Source organism: Pseudomonas sp. IT-P171 (genome assembly GCF_949767765.1).
Lineage (GTDB): Bacteria > Pseudomonadota > Gammaproteobacteria > Pseudomonadales > Pseudomonadaceae > Aquipseudomonas > Aquipseudomonas fluorescens_B.
This window is the reverse complement of record NZ_CATKQN010000005.1, coordinates 78,272-98,788: the sequence shown is the minus strand read 5'-3', so window position 1 is coordinate 98,788 and position 20,517 is coordinate 78,272. Positions and strand designations below refer to the sequence as shown.

The 20,517-nt window shown below is 59.9% G+C and carries 20 protein-coding genes; 13 read left to right on the top strand and 7 right to left on the bottom strand.

Features of this window, described 5'->3' with window-relative positions:
- Positions 1-293: 293 nt before the first annotated feature.
- Positions 294-1,889, top strand: a complete 1,596-nt coding sequence (locus tag ACM6I5_RS04600) for a beta (1-6) glucans synthase (protein WP_414883281.1) — start codon at positions 294-296, stop codon at positions 1,887-1,889.
- Positions 1,890-2,013: 124 nt separating this feature from the next.
- Here ACM6I5_RS04600 and ACM6I5_RS04595 read toward each other — a convergent pair whose 3' ends face one another.
- A complete protein-coding gene (locus ACM6I5_RS04595; protein WP_414878539.1) occupies positions 2,014-2,379 on the bottom strand; it encodes a hypothetical protein in 366 nt (121 codons plus the stop codon).
- A 226-nt stretch (positions 2,380-2,605) separates the two neighbouring features.
- On the opposite strand from ACM6I5_RS04595, the gene ACM6I5_RS04590 reads away from it, so the two are divergent.
- The gene (locus tag ACM6I5_RS04590; protein ID WP_017337233.1) at positions 2,606-3,904 is read left to right on the top strand and encodes a serine protein kinase PrkA; all 1,299 of its coding nucleotides are present in this window, start codon (positions 2,606-2,608) and stop codon (positions 3,902-3,904) included.
- The gene (locus ACM6I5_RS04585) at positions 3,897-4,685 is read left to right on the top strand and encodes a VacJ family lipoprotein (RefSeq protein WP_017337232.1); all 789 of its coding nucleotides are present in this window, start codon (positions 3,897-3,899) and stop codon (positions 4,683-4,685) included. Before ACM6I5_RS04590 ends, ACM6I5_RS04585 begins: the two co-directional genes overlap by 8 nt.
- A 92-nt stretch (positions 4,686-4,777) precedes the next feature.
- On the opposite strand, the gene ACM6I5_RS04580 is transcribed toward ACM6I5_RS04585, so the two are convergent.
- Positions 4,778-5,692: a DUF808 domain-containing protein gene (locus tag ACM6I5_RS04580; RefSeq protein ID WP_017337231.1), complete on the bottom strand. Its 915-nt coding sequence runs from the start codon at positions 5,690-5,692 to the stop codon at positions 4,778-4,780.
- A gap of 134 nt (positions 5,693-5,826) precedes the next feature.
- Between ACM6I5_RS04580 and ACM6I5_RS04575 the strand changes: the two genes are divergently transcribed.
- On the top strand, positions 5,827-6,435 hold the full coding sequence (locus tag ACM6I5_RS04575; protein ID WP_414878537.1) for a TetR/AcrR family transcriptional regulator: 609 nt from the start codon (positions 5,827-5,829) through the stop codon (positions 6,433-6,435).
- A gap of 110 nt (positions 6,436-6,545) precedes the next feature.
- Here the strand turns inward: ACM6I5_RS04575 and ACM6I5_RS04570 are convergent, their stop codons facing one another.
- Both ACM6I5_RS04570 and ACM6I5_RS04565 read right to left on the bottom strand, forming a co-directional pair.
- On the bottom strand, positions 6,546-7,004 hold the full coding sequence (locus ACM6I5_RS04570) for an REP-associated tyrosine transposase (RefSeq protein WP_414883280.1): 459 nt from the start codon (positions 7,002-7,004) through the stop codon (positions 6,546-6,548).
- 196 nt (positions 7,005-7,200) lie between these two features.
- Positions 7,201-7,641 carry a GlcG/HbpS family heme-binding protein gene (locus ACM6I5_RS04565; RefSeq protein WP_414883279.1) on the bottom strand — a complete coding sequence of 147 codons (441 nt, stop codon included), beginning with the start codon at positions 7,639-7,641 and terminating at the stop codon, positions 7,201-7,203.
- Between the two features lie 267 nt (positions 7,642-7,908).
- Between ACM6I5_RS04565 and gcl the strand changes: the two genes are divergently transcribed.
- The 8 genes from gcl (at position 7,909) to ACM6I5_RS04525 (ending at position 17,499) form a co-directional block, all read left to right on the top strand.
- A complete protein-coding gene (gcl, locus tag ACM6I5_RS04560) occupies positions 7,909-9,684 on the top strand; it encodes a glyoxylate carboligase (RefSeq protein WP_017337228.1) in 1,776 nt (591 codons plus the stop codon).
- 61 nt (positions 9,685-9,745) lie between these two features.
- Positions 9,746-10,528, top strand: a complete 783-nt coding sequence (hyi, locus tag ACM6I5_RS04555) for a hydroxypyruvate isomerase (RefSeq protein WP_017337227.1) — start codon at positions 9,746-9,748, stop codon at positions 10,526-10,528.
- 200 nt (positions 10,529-10,728) lie between these two features.
- Positions 10,729-11,622, top strand: coding sequence for a 2-hydroxy-3-oxopropionate reductase (locus ACM6I5_RS04550; RefSeq protein WP_414883278.1), 894 nt, complete (start codon positions 10,729-10,731; stop codon positions 11,620-11,622).
- A 149-nt stretch (positions 11,623-11,771) separates the two neighbouring features.
- Positions 11,772-13,052, top strand: coding sequence for a glycerate kinase type-2 family protein (locus ACM6I5_RS04545; RefSeq protein WP_414883277.1), 1,281 nt, complete (start codon positions 11,772-11,774; stop codon positions 13,050-13,052).
- Positions 13,042-14,457 (top strand): pyruvate kinase, encoded by a 1,416-nt coding sequence (pyk, locus tag ACM6I5_RS04540; RefSeq protein WP_414883276.1) that lies wholly within the window; start codon positions 13,042-13,044, stop codon positions 14,455-14,457. The genes ACM6I5_RS04545 and pyk overlap by 11 nt, the downstream gene beginning before the upstream one ends.
- A 189-nt stretch (positions 14,458-14,646) precedes the next feature.
- Positions 14,647-15,561 carry an urea transporter gene (locus ACM6I5_RS04535; RefSeq protein WP_414883275.1) on the top strand — a complete coding sequence of 305 codons (915 nt, stop codon included), beginning with the start codon at positions 14,647-14,649 and terminating at the stop codon, positions 15,559-15,561.
- Between the two features lie 21 nt (positions 15,562-15,582).
- On the top strand, positions 15,583-16,407 hold the full coding sequence (locus ACM6I5_RS04530) for an ion transporter (RefSeq protein ID WP_414883274.1): 825 nt from the start codon (positions 15,583-15,585) through the stop codon (positions 16,405-16,407).
- Positions 16,408-16,500: 93 nt separating this feature from the next.
- Complete coding sequence (locus ACM6I5_RS04525; protein WP_017337221.1) at positions 16,501-17,499, top strand: sulfate ABC transporter substrate-binding protein; 999 nt, start codon at positions 16,501-16,503, stop codon at positions 17,497-17,499.
- A 215-nt stretch (positions 17,500-17,714) separates the two neighbouring features.
- Here ACM6I5_RS04525 and ACM6I5_RS04520 read toward each other — a convergent pair whose 3' ends face one another.
- Complete coding sequence (locus ACM6I5_RS04520) at positions 17,715-18,332, bottom strand: hypothetical protein (protein ID WP_414883273.1); 618 nt, start codon at positions 18,330-18,332, stop codon at positions 17,715-17,717.
- Positions 18,333-18,564: 232 nt separating this feature from the next.
- Here ACM6I5_RS04520 and ACM6I5_RS04515 point away from each other — a divergent pair, with 232 nt between their 5' ends.
- Entirely contained in the window at positions 18,565-19,770 is a 1,206-nt protein-coding gene (locus tag ACM6I5_RS04515) for an MFS transporter (RefSeq protein WP_031318544.1), read from the top strand.
- Positions 19,771-19,858: 88 nt separating this feature from the next.
- On the opposite strand, the gene ACM6I5_RS04510 is transcribed toward ACM6I5_RS04515, so the two are convergent.
- Together ACM6I5_RS04510 and ACM6I5_RS04505 are read right to left on the bottom strand one after the other, a co-directional pair.
- Entirely contained in the window at positions 19,859-20,263 is a 405-nt protein-coding gene (locus tag ACM6I5_RS04510) for a type II toxin-antitoxin system HicB family antitoxin (protein ID WP_017337218.1), read from the bottom strand.
- Positions 20,263-20,475 (bottom strand): type II toxin-antitoxin system HicA family toxin, encoded by a 213-nt coding sequence (locus tag ACM6I5_RS04505; RefSeq protein WP_017337217.1) that lies wholly within the window; start codon positions 20,473-20,475, stop codon positions 20,263-20,265. The genes ACM6I5_RS04510 and ACM6I5_RS04505 overlap by 1 nt, the downstream gene beginning before the upstream one ends.
- Between the last annotated feature and the right edge of the window lie 42 nt (positions 20,476-20,517).

The window sequence follows — 20,517 nt, the reverse complement described above, 5'->3', positions numbered from 1 at the left end:
TCCCCGAAAGTGCTGCGCTCGACGGATGCCGAGTCGCGTCAACGTATTGTTATGGTGCACAGCGCCCCCATCACGCCCACCGCAAACTCGTTCGATCATCAGCGCGATTTATCAACAAGGGAACTGACGCCTCGATAATCAACCTGACGCCAACCGGAACCTGTGCTGTCAGCGACCTCAAGGCATCGAGAAACGACATCAGAACGCCATTAATCACGACCACCTTCAGCGCTCCCGCCGATCCGCCCGAACTTTGCATGTCAAAATCATGCAGGCCACCAAGCGCGGGGCAATTGCAGGTAACATGCGCGGCTTTGCTCCCAGACGGCCTGACCATGCCCGCGACATCACGCTTTCCTTTTTTTGCATATTTATTCGCCTGCCTGCTGGGGCTTTTTGCCCTTGGCGGTTTTTGGTACGGACTCGGCAAACCGGTGAGTCTGCCGGACGTGGCCAGCGCAACGCACAAGCTGCAATGCGCCTCCTACACCCCATTCGACAAAGACCAATCGCCGTTCGATCAGCCATTCAAGTTGCGCCCCGAGCGCATGGACGCCGACCTCGCCTTGCTGGCCACCCGCTTCGAATGCATCCGCACCTATTCCATGACCGGCCTCGAGGCACTGCCCGATCTGGCGCGAAAGCATGGCCTGAAGCTGATGATTGGCGCCTGGGTCAACAGCAATCCGGTGGACACCGAGAAAGAAGTCGACCTGCTGATTGCCTCCGCCAACGCCAACCAGGACGTGGTGACGTCGGTGATCGTCGGCAACGAGACTCTATTGCGCAAGGAAATCACCGGCGCTCAGCTGGCCAGGCTGATCGGCAAGGTCAAAAGTCAGGTCAAGCAGCCTGTCACTTATGCCGACGTCTGGGAGTTCTGGCTCAAACACCCGGAAATCGCCCCCGCAGTGGACTTCCTGACCATCCACCTGCTGCCCTACTGGGAGGATGAGCCTTCGAACATCGACGCCGCGCTGCAGCATGTTCGCGAAGTGCGTCAGGTGTTCGGCAACAAATTCGCACCCAAAGACGTGATGATCGGCGAAACCGGCTGGCCAAGCGAAGGCCGTCAGCGCGAAACCGCCCTCCCAAGCCGAGTCAATGAGGCCAAGTTCATTCGCAACTTTGTGATCATGGCCGAGCAAGAAGGCTGGCACTACAACCTGATCGAAGCCTTCGACCAACCCTGGAAACGCGCCAGTGAAGGGGCGGTCGGTGGTTACTGGGGGCTGTTCGATGCCGATCGTCAGGACAAGGGCGTGCTGGCGGGGCCAGTGTCGAACGTGCCGTACTGGTCGCAGTGGCTGGTGGTGGGTGGCGTGATCTTCCTCGGTACACTGATCCTTGGCGGACGCGTACGCAACACCCGCGCGGCATTGGTTCTGCCGCTTCTGGGCGCGCTGGCAGCCTGTTCGATTGGTGCATGGGGCGATTTGGCGCGGGTTACCACGCGATTTACCAGTGAATGGTTGTGGGTCGCCCTGCTGACGGCGTTGAATCTGTTGGTGCTGGCGCATGCAGCGCTGACATTGAGCGCTCGCACGGGCTGGCGTGGGCAAGCCTTCGCTGCGCTGGAACGTAGGGCGGGCTGGTTGCTGGCAGTGGCAGGTTTTGCGGCGGCGGTGATGATGCTGGAGCTGGTGCTGGATCCGCGTTATCGCAGCTTCCCGAGTGTCGCGTTCATCCTGCCGGCGCTGGTTTACCTGTGCCGTCCGGTGAGCGTGCCACGTCGAGAGATTGCCCTGCTGACCTTCATCGTCGGTGCCGGCATTGCGCCGCAGTTGTATCGCGAAGGTTTGCAAAACCAGCAGGCCTGGGGCTGGGCATTGGTGAGCGTGTTGATGGTGGCGGCGTTGTGGCGCAGTTTGCGGGTGCGCAAGGGCTGATCTTTCAGTGCTGCTACCGGCCCTGACGCGGGCAAGCCACGCGCCCACAGGTTCTTCAGCGAATACAGATTTTGTGTACGACAAAGATCCTGTGGGAGCGCGACTTGCCCGCGAGGGCTGACGATCAGGCGCGAGGCGCCCGGACCAGTCGCAAAGCAGCAATCACCACAGCAAACACAGCCATCGTCGTGTTGTACAACGCCAGCGCCGGAAACCCGAACACCAGCGCCAGTATCGCCAACCACCACCCTGCCCGGCCCGGCAACACAAAGCCGATTACCGCTGCCGCCAGGGCGGTCCAGCCCAATACCTGGAAATGAATCATCAAGCCCAGGTTCGAACGGACCACGCATTCCCAGCGGCTCGCGTCGTCGACGCAGAGACCGACCCACTGCGCATCCTCCATGAAGCCATAACGCGCGCCATAACTGGCGGCCAGCCATAAAGGCAGCAAGACAAGCAGCAGAATCACGGGCAAACGGCGGGACATGAGGCACTCCAATAAGCGAAAACGGCGGCCAGCTTAATCCGACGACAGCCTGACGCAAGCGTTAACAACAGTTAACTGGGCAGTCAATCGCTGCAAAGTGTATCGTCCACCTACCATTACTCCGAAATTAGGCCTGATTGGTGCCGATGCATGGCACTTTGACGCAACCCCTGTGGTCATAGCCTGCGAACTTCATCCGGCACCATTCTCTCTAAGGGATCTAGTCATGCTCCGTTCCTTGCGCTTCGCCGCCCTGTTTGGCGGCCTTATTTTGAGTGCGTCCGCACTGGCGGTCGATATCGACGCCGCCAGTTATGGCTACCCTTTGACCAACCCGTTCGAGGCGACTATCGCCACGACGCCGCCGGACCTGCGTCCGGAGTTGCCGCTTGACGATGACATCGACCAGGAAACCCGCAGCGTCACGTTGCGCCCGGAGCGTGAGTTCGAACTGCCGGACAACTTCTGGCCGGTGAAGAAACTGACCTATCGCATCGCCACCCAGGATAAAGCGGCCCCACTGATCTTCCTGATCGCCGGCACTGGCGCGCGCTATGACAGCAGCCTCAACGAATACCTGAAAAAGCTCTACTACAAAGCCGGTTACCACGTAGTACAGCTGTCGTCGCCCACCAGCTTCGACTTCATGAGCGCTGCGTCACGCTTTGCCACGCCCGGTATCACCAAGGATGACGCCGAAGACATGTACCGGGTGATGCAGGCCGTGCGGGCACAAAACCCGAAAGTGGCCGTCACCGATTACTACCTGACCGGTTACAGCCTGGGTGCCCTGGACGCCGCATTCGTCGCGCATCTGGACGAAACCCGCCGCAGCTTCAATTTCAAGAAAGTCTTGCTGCTCAACCCGCCGGTCAACCTCTACACCTCGATCACCAACCTGGACAGGCTCGTCCAGACAGAGGTCAAGGGCATCAACAACAGCACGACGTTCTATGAACTGGTACTGAACAAACTGACCCGCTACTTCCAGCAAAAAGGCTACATCGACCTCAACGATGCCCTGCTCTATGACTTCCAGCAGTCCAAGCAACACCTGACCAACGAACAGATGGCCATGCTCATCGGCACGTCGTTCCGCTTCTCGGCCGCCGACATCGCCTTTACCTCGGACCTGATCAACCGTCGCGGCCTGATCACGCCGCCGAAAACGCCTATCACAGAAGGCACGACGCTCACTCCGTACCTCAAGCGTGCGCTGCAGTGCGACTTCGACTGCTACATCACCGAACAAGTGATCCCGATGTGGCGCGCGCGCACCGACGGCGGCAGCCTGCTGCAACTGATCGACCAGGTCAGCCTGTATGCCTTGAAGGATTACCTGCACGACAGCCCGAAAATCGCGGTCATGCATAACGCCGACGATGTGATTCTCGGCCCTGGCGACCTCGGTTTCCTGCGCAAGACCTTCGGCGATCGCTTGACCGTTTATCCACTGGGCGGCCATTGCGGCAACCTTAACTACCGCGTCAACAGCGACGCCATGCTGGAGTTCTTCCGTGGCTAAATACCTCCTGCTTATCGCAGCGTTACTCTGTGCAGGCGTCGCCAATGCCGACAACAGCAAAGCCAACGCGCCAGTTGTCATCGACAATGACGGTTTCAAGGAGCCGTTGAGCAAACTGAAATTCAACCCGGGCCTGGACCAGCGCGAGTTCGAGCGCTCCACCCTCAACGCACTGAACGTGTACGACCCGCTGGAAGAGTGGAACCGCCGGGTGTATCACTTCAACTACCGCTTCGACCAATGGGTGTTCCTGCCGGTGGTCGACGGTTATCGCTACATCACGCCTGGTTTCCTGCGCACCGGCGTCAGCAACTTCTTCAACAACCTCGGCGACGTGCCGAACCTGATGAACAGCCTGCTGCAGTTCAAGGGTAAGCGTTCGATGGAAACCACCGCGCGCCTGCTGCTCAATACCACCATCGGTATTGCCGGCCTGTGGGACCCGGCCACCGCCATGGGCCTGCCGCGCCAGAGCGAAGATTTCGGCCAGACGCTCGGTTTCTACGGCGTACCGGGCGGCGCCTACTTCGTGCTGCCGATCCTCGGCCCTTCCAACATCCGCGACACCGGCGGCCTGGCCGTGGACTTCACTGCCGAAAACGCGATCAACTTCCTGAACGTCGCCGAAGTCAGCTCCAACCACCCTGAAGTGTGGATCCTGCGCAGCATCGACAAGCGCCACCAGACCAGCTTCCGCTATGGCCAGCTGAACTCGCCGTTCGAGTATGAGAAGGTGCGCTACGTGTACACCGAGTCGCGCAAGCTGCAGATCGCCGAGTAATCCGGCAGCAACAAAAAAGGCCATTCGATGCGAGTCGAATGGCCTTTTTCATGCGCGGTACTTCAAACACCACAAATCAACTGTGTCAGGCGTTAGCCTTTCACTGTTTTCCAGATCTTGCTGACAACCATCACACCCGCCAATACCACCGCACCCGCCACAATCCCCGCCACCGCGTTCAACAATGTCGGCACGATAAACCCGGCACCGCCCGCCCCCGCGCTGACGCTTTCGATCCAGTGATGAACCACCGGTACGCCGTGGGTGAGAATCCCGCCGCCCACCAGAAACATCGCCGCTGTGCCGATCACCGACAGGCTTTTCATCATGTAGGGCGCCGCACGCAAAATCCCGCCGCCGATGCTTTTAGCCATCTGGCCGGGCTTCTGGGTCAGCCACAGGCCGAGGTCATCGAGCTTGACGATGCCGGCCACCAGACCATAGACGCCGATGGTCATGACGATGGCGATGCCTGAGAGCACGATGACTTGCTGGGTCAGCGACGCATCCGCCACGGTGCCGAGGGTGATGGCGATGATTTCCGCTGAAAGAATGAAGTCGGTGCGGATGGCGCCCTTGATCTTGTCCTTTTCGAACGCCACCAGATCGACCGCCGGATCGGCCACGGCTTCGACCAGTTCCGCATGCTCTGCCTGATCTTCAGCCTTGCTGTGCAGGAACTTGTGCGCGAGCTTCTCGAAACCTTCGAAACACAGGTAGGCGCCGCCGACCATCAGCAACGGCGTGACCAGCCAGGGAATGAACGCACTGATCGCCAACGCCGAGGGCACCAGGATCAGTTTGTTGAGAAAGGAGCCCTTGGCGACCGCCCAGACCACCGGGATTTCCCGCTCGGCGCGTACACCACTGACCTGCTGGGCGTTGAGCGCCAGGTCGTCACCGAGCACGCCGGCGGTTTTCTTGGCGGCCATTTTGGTCATCAACGCCACGTCGTCGAGTACGGCGGCAATGTCGTCGATCAGCAACAGTAAACTGCTTCCTGCCATGAATCAGGTGTCCTTCTTGAATGAATACTGCGCAGCATAGCGTGGCCGAGCACCACACGGGGCATTCTTGAGCGTCGCGCGAGGCCGGTGCTACCATGCGCAACCGCCAGAACAGGCAAGGAACCACCTGGTTTATGAGCACTATCCGCGAGCGCAACAAAGAACTGATCCTGCGTGCCGCCAGTGAAGAATTTGCCGACAAGGGCTTCGCTGCGACCAAAACCAGTGACATCGCAGCCAAGGCGGGATTGCCCAAGCCCAACGTCTACTACTACTTCAAATCCAAGGAAAACCTCTACCGCGAGGTCCTGGAAAGCATCATCGAGCCCATCCTGCAGGCCTCGACACCGTTCAACGCCGACGGCGTGCCCAGTGAAGTGCTGAGCGGCTACATTCGCTCGAAAATCCGCATCTCCCGCGACCTGCCCTTCGCCTCCAAGGTGTTCGCCAGCGAAATCATGCACGGCGCCCCGCACCTGAGCGCCGACCTGGTCGAACAACTGAACAGCCAGGCCAAGCACAACATCGATTGCATCCAGACCTGGATCGACCGCGGCCAGATCGCCCCCATCGACCCCAACCACCTGATGTTCAGCATCTGGGCCGCGACCCAGACCTACGCCGACTTTGACTGGCAGATCACCGCGATTACCGGCAAGGCCAAGCTGGATGAAGAGGATTATGAAGCCGCGGCGCGGACGATTATTCGGTTGGTGCTTAAAGGATGTGAGCCGGATCATTAAGAGTGCGGTGACTTTATCGCTTGCACGCTAGCTCCCACACTGGATCTGTGGCGTTCACAAATCCCCTGTGGGAGCTAGCCTGCTAGCGATGAAGACGACTCGGTTTCAACTCAAACCCATATGGCATCCCACAGTGGGTAGTCGCCAAGCTTCTCCACCAGTCCTGCCCGCAACGGGTTGGCCACGACATACCGCGCCACCGTCACCAAATCCTCTTCCCGCCGCAGAGCCCGGTCGTGAAAGCCTTTCTGCCAGAGAGCGATCTTGTGGCCAGTGAACTGATTCACAGCTTTGGTGCTCAGTGATTTGGTTTTTTGCATGAGGTCTCCCAGTGATCCCTCCTGCAACTCAATCAACCAATGGAAGTGATCAGGCATGATGACCCAGGCTAATGAGTTAACGTCGCCTTGGTCTTGTGCCACGCGAAACTGTGCGACGACCAATCTGCCCAAGTTGAAATCCTTGAAAACAGGTTTTCTAGCGAGTGTGTTGGTGGTCAACAGATAGATACGGTTTGGCTCGGCATATCGGCCGATGCGTAAGCGGTTTGAAGCGGGTAAATCAGGCATTCCTTTGCCACTGCATGATTAAAGTCATGAAGAAGGCTAGACCTGTGTTTATTAAATGACGGGACAGACTTTTAGCCGGATCTGTCTGGACGATAGCTATCGCTAGCAGGCTAGCTCCCACAGTGATCTCTGATGCTCAGATAATCCCCTGTGGGAGCCAGCCTGCTGGCGATGGCGATAGATCAATCAATAAAGATTAAGCACTCACCCCCGCATCCGCCCGCAACCCCAACGCCTCGATCGCATCGATCGCACACTGTTCGTCGACATCCGACAGATCCCCGCTGATCCCCACCGCTCCCAGCACATTCCCGTCCTGATCCCGAATCAACACGCCTCCCGGTGCCGGCACCACACTGCCCTGCCCCAGACTGTTCAAAGCCGCAATAAACGCCGGGCGTTGCTGGGCGTCCAGTGCCAGCAGGCGTGAGCCTTTGCCCAGCGCGATGGCGCCCCAGGCTTTGCCGATGGCGATGTGCGGTCGCAGCAGGCTGGCGCCGTCTTCGCGTTGCAGCGAAAGCAGATGCCCGCCGGCATCCAGCACGGCAATGGTCAACGGGGCCGCCGAAATCGCACGCGCGGCGGAGATGGCCTGACTGGTCAGGTTGACTGCCATTTTCAAGGTTAAAGCGCTCATGGTGCCGTCCTCATTTTGTTATAGGGAAAGCGAATGGACTGCGCGTTTGTGCTGCAGACCGATGCAACAAATAGAACACAATGAGTTATTTTTTTGTATACAATAATTCTCGAAAAGCGCCCCATGCGACGAAAAGCCACAGCAGAACAGGCTTCCGACGAATGAAACAGTCGCTTGAGAAAATGGATTGACCTGCGCCGTCCGCCGTGAATACACTCTGCGCAAAGCCACTTGTATACAATTACAAAACGTAAGAGGCACAAAACCATGAGCAAAATGAGAGCAATCGAAGCAGCCGTTCTGGTGATGCGCCGCGAAGGGGTTGATACCGCTTTTGGCATCCCGGGCGCCGCGATCAACCCGCTGTACAACGCCTTGCAGAAGGTCGGTGGCATCGATCACGTCCTCGCTCGCCACGTTGAAGGCGCCTCGCACATGGCCGAGGGCTACACTCGCACCAAGGCCGGCAACATCGGCGTGTGCATCGGCACCTCCGGCCCGGCCGGTACGGACATGGTCACCGGGCTCTACAGCGCCTCGGCCGACTCGATCCCGATCCTGTGCATCACGGGGCAAGCACCCCGCGCCCGGATGCACAAGGAAGACTTCCAGGCCGTCGACATCACCAGCATCGTCAAGCCAGTGACCAAGTGGGCAACCACCGTTCTGGAGCCGGGCCAGGTGCCTTACGCGTTCCAGAAGGCGTTCTTCGAAATGCGCTCCGGCCGCCCGGGTCCGGTGCTGATCGATCTGCCGTTCGACGTGCAGATGGCCGAAATCGAATTCGACATCGATGCCTACCAGCCGCTGCCATTGGCCAAGCCGAGCGCGACCCGCGTTCAGGTGGAAAAAGCCCTGGCCCTGCTCGATCAGGCCGAACGTCCGTTGCTGGTGGCCGGTGGCGGCATCATCAATGCCGACGCCAGCGAATTGCTGGTGGAATTCGCAGAGCTGACCGGTATTCCGGTGATTCCGACCCTGATGGGCTGGGGCACCATTCCGGACGATCACCCGCTGATGGTCGGCATGGTTGGCTTGCAGACCTCGCACCGTTACGGCAACGCCACGATGCTGAAATCCGACGTCGTACTCGGCATCGGTAACCGTTGGGCCAACCGTCACACCGGTTCGGTCGACGTGTACACCGAAGGCCGCAAGTTCATTCACGTCGACATCGAAGGCACTCAGATCGGCCGCGTGTTCACCCCGGACCTGGGCATCGTGTCCGACGCCGCTGCCGCGCTGACCGTGTTCATCGAAGTCGCTCGCGAATGGCAGGCCGCCGGCAAACTGAAAAACCGCAGCGCCTGGCTGCAAGACTGCCAGCAGCGCAAAGCCAGCCTGCAGCGCAAGACCCACTTCGACAACGTGCCGGTCAAGCCGCAGCGCGTGTACGAAGAGATGAACCAGGTGTTCGGCAAAGACACCTGCTACGTCAGCACCATCGGTCTGTCGCAGATTGCCGGCGCGCAGTTCCTGCACGTCTACAAGCCGCGTCACTGGATCAACTGCGGTCAGGCCGGCCCGCTAGGCTGGACCATTCCGGCAGCGCTGGGCGTGGTCAAGGCCGATCCGACCCGCAAGGTCGTGGCACTGTCGGGCGACTATGATTTCCAGTTCATGATCGAAGAGCTGGCCGTGGGCGCGCAGTTCAAACTGCCGTACATCCATGTTGTGGTAAACAACTCGTACCTGGGGCTGATTCGTCAGGCCCAGCGCGGTTTTGACATGGACTACTGCGTGCAGCTGTCCTTCGATAACCTGAACGCTCCGGAACTCAACGGTTACGGCGTCGATCACGTCGCGGTCGCCGAAGGCCTCGGTTGCAAGGCGCTGCGTGTGTTCGAACCGGGTCAGATCCAGCCTGCCCTGCGCAAGGCTCAGGAACTGATCGAAGAGTTCAAGGTGCCGGTGATCGTCGAGATTATTCTGGAGCGCGTGACCAACATTTCCATGGGCACCGAGATCAACGCCGTCAACGAATTCGAAGACCTGGCGCTGGTCGGCAACGATGCGCCGACGGCGATTTCGTTGCTCGATTAACTTGTAGGGTCGCTCCCACAAGGATCCGGGAACGACCACCCCACACATACGGGAGACCACCATGCCGCGTTTCGCAGCCAACCTGTCCATGCTGTTCACCGAACAGGATTTCCTCGCCCGTTTTGAAGCGGCCGCCAAGGCCGGCTTCAGTGGTGTCGAATACCTGTTCCCCTACGACTTTAGCTCCGCCGACATTAAGGCCAAGCTCGACGCCAATGGCCTGACCCAGGTGCTGTTCAACCTGCCGGCCGGTGACTGGGCCAAGGGCGAGCGCGGCATTGCCTGCCTGCCAGACCGGGTCGAAGAGTTCCGCGCCGGTGTCGATCTGGCCATCGCTTACGCACAAGTGCTGGGCAACACCCAGGTGAACTGCCTGGCCGGTATTCGTCCACAGGGCATCGACGATGCCACCGTGGAAAAAACCTTTGTCGCCAACCTCAAGTACGCGGCCGACAAGCTGCAGGCGGCGGGTATCAAACTGGTGATGGAAGCGATCAACACCCGCGACATCCCGGGTTTTTATCTGAACAACACGGCGCAAGCCCTGTCGATTCGCGAACAGGTTGGCAGTGCCAACCTGTTCCTGCAATACGACATCTATCACATGCAAATCATGGAGGGTGACCTGGCCCGCACCATGGCCGCGCACCTGGGCGAGATCAACCACATCCAGCTGGCCGACAACCCTGGACGCAACGAACCGGGCACCGGTGAAATCAACTACCGCTTCCTGTTCGAACACCTGGACCGCATTGGTTATCAAGGTTGGGTTGGCTGTGAATACAAGCCGCTGACCACCACCGAAGCGGGTCTGGGCTGGCTGAAAACCCATAACGCGATTTGAAGCTGACGCAGAACCACTGTGGCGAGGGAGCTTGCTCCCGCTCGGCTGCGAAGCAGGCGCAAAACCTGAATGCCGCTTCTGCCTGATACACCACAGCGGTTGGTTTTGGGGCCGCTGCGTGCCCCGGCGGGAGCAAGCTCCCTCGCCACAGGGTGTGCTGCACACATTATTTGGCAAGACAAAAACAAGAGGAATTTCTCATGGCTAAAATCGGATTTATCGGCACCGGCATCATGGGCCACCCAATGGCGTTGAACCTGCAAAAAGCCGGTCACAGCCTGTTCCTGTCGGCGCACCACGACGCCGCGCCTGCCGACCTGGTTGCCGGTGGCGCCGTCGCTTTGGCCAACCCGAAAGAAGTCGCGCAAGAAGCCGAATTCATCATCGTCATGGTGCCGGATACTCCGCAGGTCGATGACGTACTGTTCCGCGCCGACGGCGTAGCGGCCGGTGTCGGCAAAGGCAAAATCGTGATCGACATGAGCTCGATCTCGCCCACCGCCACCAAAGCCTTCGCGACCAAAATCAACGAAAAAGGCGCGCAGTACCTCGACGCACCGGTTTCCGGCGGTGAAGTCGGCGCCAAGGCTGCGACCCTGAGCATCATGGTCGGCGGCGATGCCGACGCCTTCGAACGCGCACTGCCGCTGTTCCAGGCCATGGGCAAGAACATCACCCTGGTCGGTGGCAATGGCGATGGCCAAACCGCGAAAGTGGCGAACCAGATCATCGTCGCGCTGAACATCCAGGCCGTCGCCGAAGCCCTGTTGTTCGCCTCGAAAAACGGTGCCGATCCCGCCAAGGTACGTGAAGCGCTGATGGGCGGTTTCGCTTCATCGAAGATCCTCGAAGTGCACGGCGAACGCATGATCAAAGGCACCTTCGACCCGGGTTTCCGCATCAGCCTGCACCAAAAGGACCTGAACCTGGCCCTGCAAGGCGCCAAGGAACTGAACATCAACCTGCCGAACACCGCGAACGCCCAGCAAGTGTTCAGCACCTGCGCGGCCATCGGTGGCAGCAACTGGGACCACTCGGCACTGATCAAGGGCCTGGAACACATGGCGAATTTCTCGATTCGCGATAAGCAGTAAGCCCTGCCCTGAAACCTGTGGGAGCTGGCCTGCCAGCGATGAAATCGACGCGGTGTGTCTAAAAGACCTTAGCGCCTGAATCGCTAGCAGGCTAGCTCCCACAGGAACCCGAGTTGCTCTTCCAATAACAAGAATTCCGGGAGCCCGCCATGTCGGTCGATCCGCAACAATTCCTGCGCGAGCTGTTTGCCACAGCCATCGACGCGGCCCATCCGCAGCAAGTACTCGAAGCCCATTTGCCCGCCGATCGCACGGGTCGAGTGATCGTGATCGGCGCCGGCAAAGCCGCCGCCGCCATGGCCCAGGTGGTCGAGCGCTGCTGGCAGGGTGAAGTGTCCGGTCTGGTGGTGACGCGTTACGGCCACGGCGCCCCATGCGAAAAAATCGAAGTGGTCGAAGCCGCGCACCCGGTGCCGGATGCCGCCGGTCAAGCGGTCGCCAGGCGCGTCTTTGAACTGGTCAGCAACCTGACGGAAGACGACCGCGTGATCTTTCTGCTTTCGGGCGGTGGCTCTGCACTGCTCGCACTTCCCGCCGCCGGCATCAGCCTCGCCGACAAGCAATCGATCAACAAAGCCCTGCTCAAATCCGGCGCGACCATCGGCGAGATGAACTGCGTACGCAAACACCTCTCGGCGATCAAAGGTGGCCGTCTCGGCAAGGCCTGCTGGCCCGCCACTGTTTATACCTACGCGATTTCCGATGTGCCGGGCGACCTCGCCACGGTCATCGCCTCCGGCCCCACCGTGGCCGACCCAAGCACCTCCGCCGAAGCACTGGCGATTCTCAAGCGCTACGGCATCGAGGTCCCGGCCTCGGTGCGCAACTGGCTGCAAAGCCCCGACTCGGAGACGGTCAAACCCGGCGATCCGAGCCTCGCGCGCAGTCATTTCCAATTGATCGCCCGTCCACAGCAGTCGCTTGAAGCGGCCGCCGTGAAAGCGCGTCAGGCCGGTTTCAGCCCGCAGATCCTCGGCGACCTCGAAGGCGAGTCCCGCGAAGTCGCCAAGGTGCACGCTGGCATTGCGCGGCAAGTGGTCTTGCATGGCCAGCCATTGCCGGCGCCGTGCGTGATCCTCTCGGGCGGCGAAACCACGGTCACCGTGCGCGGCAATGGCCGAGGCGGACGTAACGCCGAATTCCTGCTCAGCCTGACCGACAGCCTCAAAGGCCTGCCCGGCGTCTACGCGCTGGCCGGTGACACCGATGGCATCGACGGCTCCGAAGACAATGCCGGCGCGATCATGACCCCGGACAGCTACGCCCGCGCCGCCGCCCTCGGTTTGAGCGCCAGCGATGAACTCGACAACAACAATGGCTACGGCTATTTCGCGGCGCTGGACGCACTGATCGTTACCGAGCCGACCCGCACCAACGTCAACGATTTCCGCGCCATTCTGATTCTCGAGAGCCCTAAACATGACGCCTGATAAAAAGGTCAAAATCCTCGCCACCCTCGGCCCGGCCACCGATGGCCTCGAAGACATCCGCGAGCTGGTGCAGGCCGGAGTCAACATCTTCCGCCTGAACTTCAGCCACGGCGATCACGCCGACCACGCCCAGCGCTATCAATGGATACGTGAAGTCGAGCGTCAGCTGAATTACCCGCTGGGCATTCTGATGGACCTGCAAGGCCCGAAACTGCGGGTCGGCAAGTTCGCCGAAGGCAAGGTGCAACTGCATCGTGGCCAGGCGCTGCGCCTGGATCTGGACCCGACGCCGGGCGACCAACGCCGGGTCAACCTGCCGCACCCGGAGATCATCGCCGCACTGGAGCCGGGCATGGACCTGCTGCTGGACGACGGCAAACTGCGTCTGCGCGTGGTCACCAAGTACGCCGATACCATCGACACCACGGTGCTCAATGGCGGTGAGTTGTCGGACCGCAAAGGCGTGAACGTGCCACAGGCGGTTCTGGAACTGAGCCCGCTGACGGCCAAGGATCGTCGAGACTTGAGTTTCGGCCTGGAGCTGGGTGTGGACTGGGTCGCGCTGTCGTTCGTACAGCGCCCGGAAGACATTCGCGAAGCGCGTGAGCTGATCGGTGACAAAGCGTTTTTGATGGCCAAGATCGAGAAACCGTCGGCAGTCACTCAGCTGCGGGAAATCGCTGAACTGAGCGACGCGATCATGGTTGCCCGTGGCGACCTCGGCGTCGAAGTGCCGGCCGAAAGCGTGCCGCAGATTCAGAAAAACATCATCGGCATTTGCCGCGAACTCGGTAAACCGGTGGTGGTGGCGACACAGATGCTCGAGTCGATGCGCTTCTCCCCGGCGCCCACCCGCGCTGAAGTCACCGACGTGGCCAACGCCGTGGCCGAAGGTGCGGATGCGGTGATGCTGTCGGCGGAAACCGCGTCCGGGGAGTACCCGATGGAAGCCGTGCAGATGATGAGCAAGATCATCCGCCAGGTGGAAAACGGCCCGGACTATCAAACGCAACTGGACGTCAGCCGGCCGAAGGCTGAGGCGACCGTTTCCGATGCGATCAGCTGCGCGATCCGCCGTATCAGCAACGTGCTGCCGGTGGCGGTGCTGGTCAATTACAGCGAGTCGGGGGCGTCGAGCCTGCGTGCGGCGCGGGAACGGCCGACCGTGCCGATTCTGAACCTGACGCCGAACCTGCAGACAGCTCGCCGCTTGACGGTCGCGTGGGGCGTGCACTCCGTGGTGAATGATCGGCTGCGGCAGGTGGATGAAGTGTGTTCGACGGCGCTGGAGATTGCGCAGGCGCAGGGTATGGCGCAGCGCGGGGATACGTTATTGATCACGGCGGGGGTGCCGTTTGGGCAGCCGGGGTCGACTAACTCGTTGCGTATAGAAACGTTGATTTAAAGAACGAGCTCTGTGGCGAGGGAGCTTGCTCCCGCTCGACGGCGAAGCAGTCGTCGCTTTGGCATGACGGTTCCAACAGAAAAACCGCATTCGCCGAATCGGGGTCGCTTCGCGGCCCAGCGGGAGCAAGCTCCCTCGCCACAATGTTTATGCAAGACCTTGGTTTTTCCCACTGCCCCAGACTTCATCATGCCTGCCCACCACTTCAACACCCACTGCCCCGATTGGGCGACTGCCCTGCTCAACGGCTTCAGTCAGATTTTCCTCCAGCGCCATCCGCTGTGCGGCCTGCTGTGTCTGTTGGCGATTCTTTTTACCGCACCGGCCCTGCTGGGTGGTGCCCTGCTGGGCGGCCTCGCCGGTTTGCTCACCGCGCAACGTCGCAATTACGCCAAGGCCGATCGTCAGGCCGGACTGTTCAGCTACAACGGTGTCCTCCTCGGCTTGCTGCTGAGCCTGTATTTTCCCTGGTCCGCCCTGTTGCCGCCGCTGATCATTGCCGCTGGCGGACTGAGTGCCATGCTCACCCAGCAATGGTTGAAACGCGCCCGCGACCATCATTGCCTGCCGGCCTACACCGCGCCCTTCGTCGGCATGAGCTGGTTGCTGCTGTCGTTTGCCGCGCCACAACACCCCGCGCCACTGATCGAAATGAACACGTTCAACTTGTTCGCCGCTGCGCTGAAGGGACTTGGTCAGGTGATGTTTCTCGGTCATCCGCTGGCGGGGGCACTGATTGCCGCGGGCTTGCTGCTCGCCGACCGTCGCGCGTTTATGTGGGCTTTGCTGGGCTCCGTTGTCGGACTCGGGTTCGCCTTGCTTCATCACGAAACGTCAACCGCGTTGCAGGGGCTCGGGGGTTACAACGCCGTGCTCGCCGCCCTCGCCTTCAGCGGACAACGCCGCCGGCCCTGGTTGCCACTGCTGGGCATTGCCCTTGCCGTATTGCTCACACCGGGCTTCGCCGCGCTCGGTCTGGCCACGCTGACCGCGCCATTCATCCTCGCGTGCTGGCTGATCCGCGCAGGCATTCGCGTGCTGCGCCAGGCCGCCGTCGACAGTGCGCCTTGCGCTACCGGGGAGAATCACCCTAGGCTGCGCTGATTCTCGATTCAGGCGTTTTCCATGGACAGCAGCAAAAACTGGCGTGAAGACCTTTACGTCATGGTTTTCCAGAGCGACACCAAGGCCGGACGGCGCTTCGACGGCATCCTGCTGTTGATCATCCTTGCCAGCATCATCATCGTGATGCTCGACAGCATCGACACGATCCACCAGAACTACGCCAACGTGCTGGCGTACATCGAGTGGGGCTTCACCGTCATCTTCGCCATCGAATATGGCCTGCGGCTCTACTGTTCGCCGAAGCCATTGCGTTACGCGTTCAGCTTTTACGGACTGGTGGATTTGCTGGCGATCGTGCCGGGCATCCTCGCGCTGTATTACGCCGATGCGCAGTATTTGCTGATTATCCGGATCATTCGGATGCTGCGGATTTTCCGCGTGCTCAAGCTCAGCCCTTATCTGAAACAAGCCAATTACCTGATGTCGGCTCTGCGCGGCAGCAAGCAGAAGATCGTGGTGTTTCTGGTCAGCGTCTGCACACTGGTAACCGTGTTCGGCACGCTGATGTACGTGATCGAAGGTCCGGAGCACGGCTTTACCAGCATTCCGAAAGGTATCTACTGGGCAATCGTGACGCTGACCACCGTAGGCTTTGGCGACATCGTGCCCAAGACGCCGCTGGGCCAGGTGATTTCCTCGCTGGTGATGATCACCGGTTACTCGATCATCGCGGTGCCGACGGGGATTTTCACCGCGGAGCTGGCAAACGCCATGCGCGGCGAACAGTTGCAACACGACTGCCCGGTGTGCAAGAAAAACAGCCATGAGCATGGCGCTGCATTTTGCTCGCGGTGCGGCAATGCTCTGTTTAAGAAACAGGAATAAGCAAAGTACTTTTTAATCTTTAAAGGACTATGCAAGCGCAGTTATAGTCGCTGGCAAATCGCCTCATTTTTAAATTAGAACAAGGAAAGCGCAGTGAAAAAACTCTTTGGCGCCTCACTTCTGGCCGCTGGCCTGGCATTGGCCAGCGTGGCTCAGGCTGCACCGACTCTGCTCAACGTTTCCTATGACGTGATGCGCGATTTCTACAAGGACTACAACGCTGCCTTCCAGAAACACTGGCAAGCCGAGCACAACGAAAACATCACCCTGCAGATGTCCTTCGGCGGTTCCAGCAAACAGGCGCGCTCCGTGATCGACGGCCTGCCGGCTGACGTCATCACCATGAACATGGCCACCGACATCAACGCACTCGCGGACAACGGCAAACTGGTCCCGGACAACTGGGTCACACGCCTGCCGAACAACAGCGCGCCGTTCACTTCGGCAACGGTGTTCATCGTTCGCAAAGGCAACCCGAAAGCGTTGAAAGACTGGCCTGACCTGCTCAAGGACGGTGTGCAAGTGATCGTGCCGAACCCGAAAACCTCGGGCAACGGCCGCTACACCTATCTGTCGGCCTGGGGTTATGTGCTCAAAAACGGCGGTGACGAGAACAAGGCCAAAGCCTTCGTCGGCAAACTGTTCAAACAAGCGCCCGTGCTCGATACCGGTGGCCGTGCCGCCACCACCACCTTCATGACCAACCAGATCGGCGACGTGCTCGTGACCTTCGAAAACGAAGCGGAAATGATTGCCCGCGAGTTTGGCCGCGACCAGTTCGAAGTCATCTACCCAACCGTCTCCGCAGAGGCCGAACCGCCGGTGTCTGTGGTCGACAAAGTGGTCGAGAAGAAAGGCACCCGCGCTGCAGCCGAGGAATACCTGAAGTACCTGTGGTCGCCGGAAGGTCAGGAAATTGCCGCCGCCAACTACCTGCGTCCACGTGATCCGGCGGTACTGGCCAAGTACAACGATCGCTTCCCGAAGGTGGATTTCCTGTCGGTGGAGAAGACCTTTGGCGACTGGCGCACCGTGCAGAAGACTCACTTCAATGATGGCGGAATTTTTGATCAGATTTACAACGGCCAGTAATTCCTGAGCCAATGAAAAAGGCGACCCGATAAGGTCGCCTTTTTTGTGGGCGTTTTTCGCCACGAATCAGTGTGCAAGCGAGCCTTGTGTGGCGAGGGAGCTTGCTCCAGCTCGGCTGCGAAGCAGTCGCAAAGTTTTTGGGGCCGCATCGCGACCCTGCGGGAGCAAGCTCCCTCGCCACACAGGCTCGCTCTCACAGGTTCTGCCCCAAGCAGCTACATCGGCGGTGTGACGCCATCCTTGCCGGCCGAAATCGACTGCGCCGTCAGCGTCCCGTCGGCACTCTGCGTCACGAACGTCACGATCTTCACACCCACTTTCAGCAAGCTGCGGTCCCCTGGCAACAGGTTCACAATCGGCACATCCTCCGGCACCAGAATCTTCTGCTGATCACCTTTGTAGTTGACGGTCAGCACACGACCATTGCTCACCACCAGATCGCCGACGCTGCCATTGGTCATGCTGCTGCCCTTGACCAGATCGAAAGGCCGATGGCCGTCGCCGCTGCCGGCCAGCTCCGGTGGGAAGACATGGACTTCCAGGGCTTTGAGCGAACCGTCTTCCTGCGCAATGGCCGCCGACCCTATGTAGCTGCCCGGTTTGATGTCTTCGATATTGGCCAGGGTTACAGCGCGGACCTTGGTGTCCCTGGTCAAATTGATGACTACGTTTTCACCGCTGTTGACGTGGACTTTCAGCACCTCTGGAGTCACTCCGGTGATCTCGCCGCGCAAGCCGATGCGCATGCCCGGCGCGTCGGCCGCCTGCGCGAGACTTGCCATAAACAACCCGATCAAAGCGCCGCAAATCAGGTGACGGAACATCGCGTTCATGAAAGTGCCTTCCGGTTATGAATCGTGAAGAGAACATAAGCACGCTATCGAACAAGATGTAAGTGAATGTATCATCAGACTTCAAAATTCTGGCGCAGGGTTCATCGGCAACGGTACACACCGGCGCCTCTCATTCCGCAATGGAATGATTGCTATCACTCCAATCCCACTTCCGCCGTTGCGGCCAGCCGCTTAGCCTGCGCGCATTCCATTTTGCTCAGCGAGACACGTTATGAACCCAGCGAACCAGGCACCTCACGGCGCCACGACAATGACCAAAGGCATGGTGCTGCTGTTCGCCTTTTGCTGTGGCGCCATTGTTGCCAACATTTACTACGCCCAGCCGATCATCGGCCTGATCGCGCCGGACATTGGCCTGACCAGCACCATGGCGAGCCTGATCGTTTCGCTGACCCAGATTGGTTACGCGCTGGGCCTGTTCTTCCTGGTGCCGCTGGGCGATTTGCTGGAAAACCGTCGGTTGATGATCATCACCACGGTGGTGGCGATTGCCAGTCTGTTGGGCGCTGCGTTTACCGATCAACCCAACGTGTTTCTGTTGATCTCGTTGCTGGTGGGTTTCAGCTCGGTGTCGGTGCAGATCCTGATTCCACTGGCCGCGCACCTGGCGCCCGAGGAGACCCGTGGCCGGGTGGTCGGCGGAATCATGGGCGGTTTGCTGCTGGGGATTCTGTTGGCGCGGCCGGTATCCAGCGTTGTGGCTGATCACTTCGGCTGGCGCGCGATGTTCGTGATCGCCGCCGTGTTGATGGCGGCGATCAGCATCGTGCTGGCGGTGACGATTCCCAAGCGCCAGCCCGATCACAGCGCCTCTTATGGCCAATTGCTGGGCTCGCTGTGGACGCTGTTGCGCCAGCAACCGGTACTGCGTCAGCGTGCGTTCTACCAGGGTTGCATGTTCGCCACGTTCAGCCTGTTCTGGACAGCGGTGCCGCTGGAACTGGCACGCAATCACGGCCTGTCGCAAACCCAGATCGCGATCTTCGCTTTGGTGGGAGCCATCGGTGCGATCGCCGCGCCGATCGCCGGTCGACTGGCTGACGCAGGCCACACCCGCATCGCTTCGTTGCTGGCCCTGCTGTTCGCCAGCCTGAGCTTCCTGCCGGCGTTCATCCATCCGGCCTACAGCGTCATCGGCCTTGCCGTCACCGGCGTGGTGCTCGACTTCTGTGTGCAAATGAACATGGTCCTGGGCCAACGCGCGGTCTACGCCCTCGACGCCAAAAGCCGCAGCCGCCTGAATGCGCTGTACATGACCAGCATTTTCATCGGCGGCGCCTTCGGCTCCTCGGTCGCGAGTGCAGTGTATGAGCACGGTGGCTGGTTGTGGATCGTGATCGTGGGCAGCGCGTTTCCGTTGTTGGCATTGTTGCGGTTCTTGAGTGTTTCCAAAGAACCTTCCCTGGCAACGGCGTAAGGCTTTTCGCGAGCAGGTTCGCTCTCAAAGGGTTTGCACGAACCTGTGGGAGCGAACCTGCTCGCGATATCGATGGCACTGGCACGATTCAGTGCCGAACCAGCTTCTCCATCGCCGCATCTGCCAGAAAGGAAGAACGGCTTTTGACATTGTGCTCGCGCACATACCGGTCAATCCGCTGGATCACATAGCCGGGCAACGTGACATTGACCTTCTCGGTTTTGCCCATATACGGCGCGATGTCCAGCTCCAGCATTCCCCATCCCATGTCGGCAAAGTCCGGGTTGCCACGATGGACGGCTGCCGAAGTCGGCATCGGAATCGATTCCCCGTCAGCGGCTATTTCCTGAAGCAGGATATGGGCAATCTCGATCGCCGCGTTATAGGCATCTTCAAACGTATCCCCGGCCGTTGCGGCGCCCGGAATATCGGGGATCTGAATACCGATGGCGGTGGTCTCGTCGCCCCACTCGATACAGATTGGATATTGCATTATGGATCTCCTGCGTAACTGGCTGGCGGGCAGTAAAGCCCGGCTCGCCTCCTGATGCTTTTAACCGTCCCGGTCGGTAAATCCTTTTTCGGGTGAGGGACGGGAATCGTGTACGGGTTGTATCGATGGGTGAAGAGATGATGGCTGCCGGTAATACGATCCAGCGTCCAGCCCGCCTCCTCCAGCTCCTTGATCAATAACCTGCTTTGCACCACCAGCCTCCTTGCTCCGGCCCAGACAAAAGTAACTCTAGA

Coding starts and splice junctions, on each gene's coding strand:
- ACM6I5_RS04580 (WP_017337231.1), bottom strand. CDS start 5,692: ATGGCAGGAAGCAGTTTACTGTTGCTGATCGACGACATTGCCGCCGTA.
- ACM6I5_RS04595 (WP_414878539.1), bottom strand. CDS start 2,379: ATGTCCCGCCGTTTGCCCGTGATTCTGCTGCTTGTCTTGCTGCCTTTA.
- ACM6I5_RS04520 (WP_414883273.1), bottom strand. CDS start 18,332: ATGAACGCGATGTTCCGTCACCTGATTTGCGGCGCTTTGATCGGGTTG.
- gcl (WP_017337228.1), top strand. CDS start 7,909: ATGAGCAAAATGAGAGCAATCGAAGCAGCCGTTCTGGTGATGCGCCGC.
- hyi (WP_017337227.1), top strand. CDS start 9,746: ATGCCGCGTTTCGCAGCCAACCTGTCCATGCTGTTCACCGAACAGGAT.
- ACM6I5_RS04575 (WP_414878537.1), top strand. CDS start 5,827: ATGAGCACTATCCGCGAGCGCAACAAAGAACTGATCCTGCGTGCCGCC.
- ACM6I5_RS04565 (WP_414883279.1), bottom strand. CDS start 7,641: ATGAGCGCTTTAACCTTGAAAATGGCAGTCAACCTGACCAGTCAGGCC.
- ACM6I5_RS04535 (WP_414883275.1), top strand. CDS start 14,647: ATGCCTGCCCACCACTTCAACACCCACTGCCCCGATTGGGCGACTGCC.
- ACM6I5_RS04545 (WP_414883277.1), top strand. CDS start 11,772: ATGTCGGTCGATCCGCAACAATTCCTGCGCGAGCTGTTTGCCACAGCC.
- ACM6I5_RS04530 (WP_414883274.1), top strand. CDS start 15,583: ATGGACAGCAGCAAAAACTGGCGTGAAGACCTTTACGTCATGGTTTTC.
- ACM6I5_RS04550 (WP_414883278.1), top strand. CDS start 10,729: ATGGCTAAAATCGGATTTATCGGCACCGGCATCATGGGCCACCCAATG.
- ACM6I5_RS04590 (WP_017337233.1), top strand. CDS start 2,606: ATGCTCCGTTCCTTGCGCTTCGCCGCCCTGTTTGGCGGCCTTATTTTG.
- ACM6I5_RS04515 (WP_031318544.1), top strand. CDS start 18,565: ATGAACCCAGCGAACCAGGCACCTCACGGCGCCACGACAATGACCAAA.
- pyk (WP_414883276.1), top strand. CDS start 13,042: ATGACGCCTGATAAAAAGGTCAAAATCCTCGCCACCCTCGGCCCGGCC.
- ACM6I5_RS04510 (WP_017337218.1), bottom strand. CDS start 20,263: ATGCAATATCCAATCTGTATCGAGTGGGGCGACGAGACCACCGCCATC.
- ACM6I5_RS04570 (WP_414883280.1), bottom strand. CDS start 7,004: ATGCCTGATTTACCCGCTTCAAACCGCTTACGCATCGGCCGATATGCC.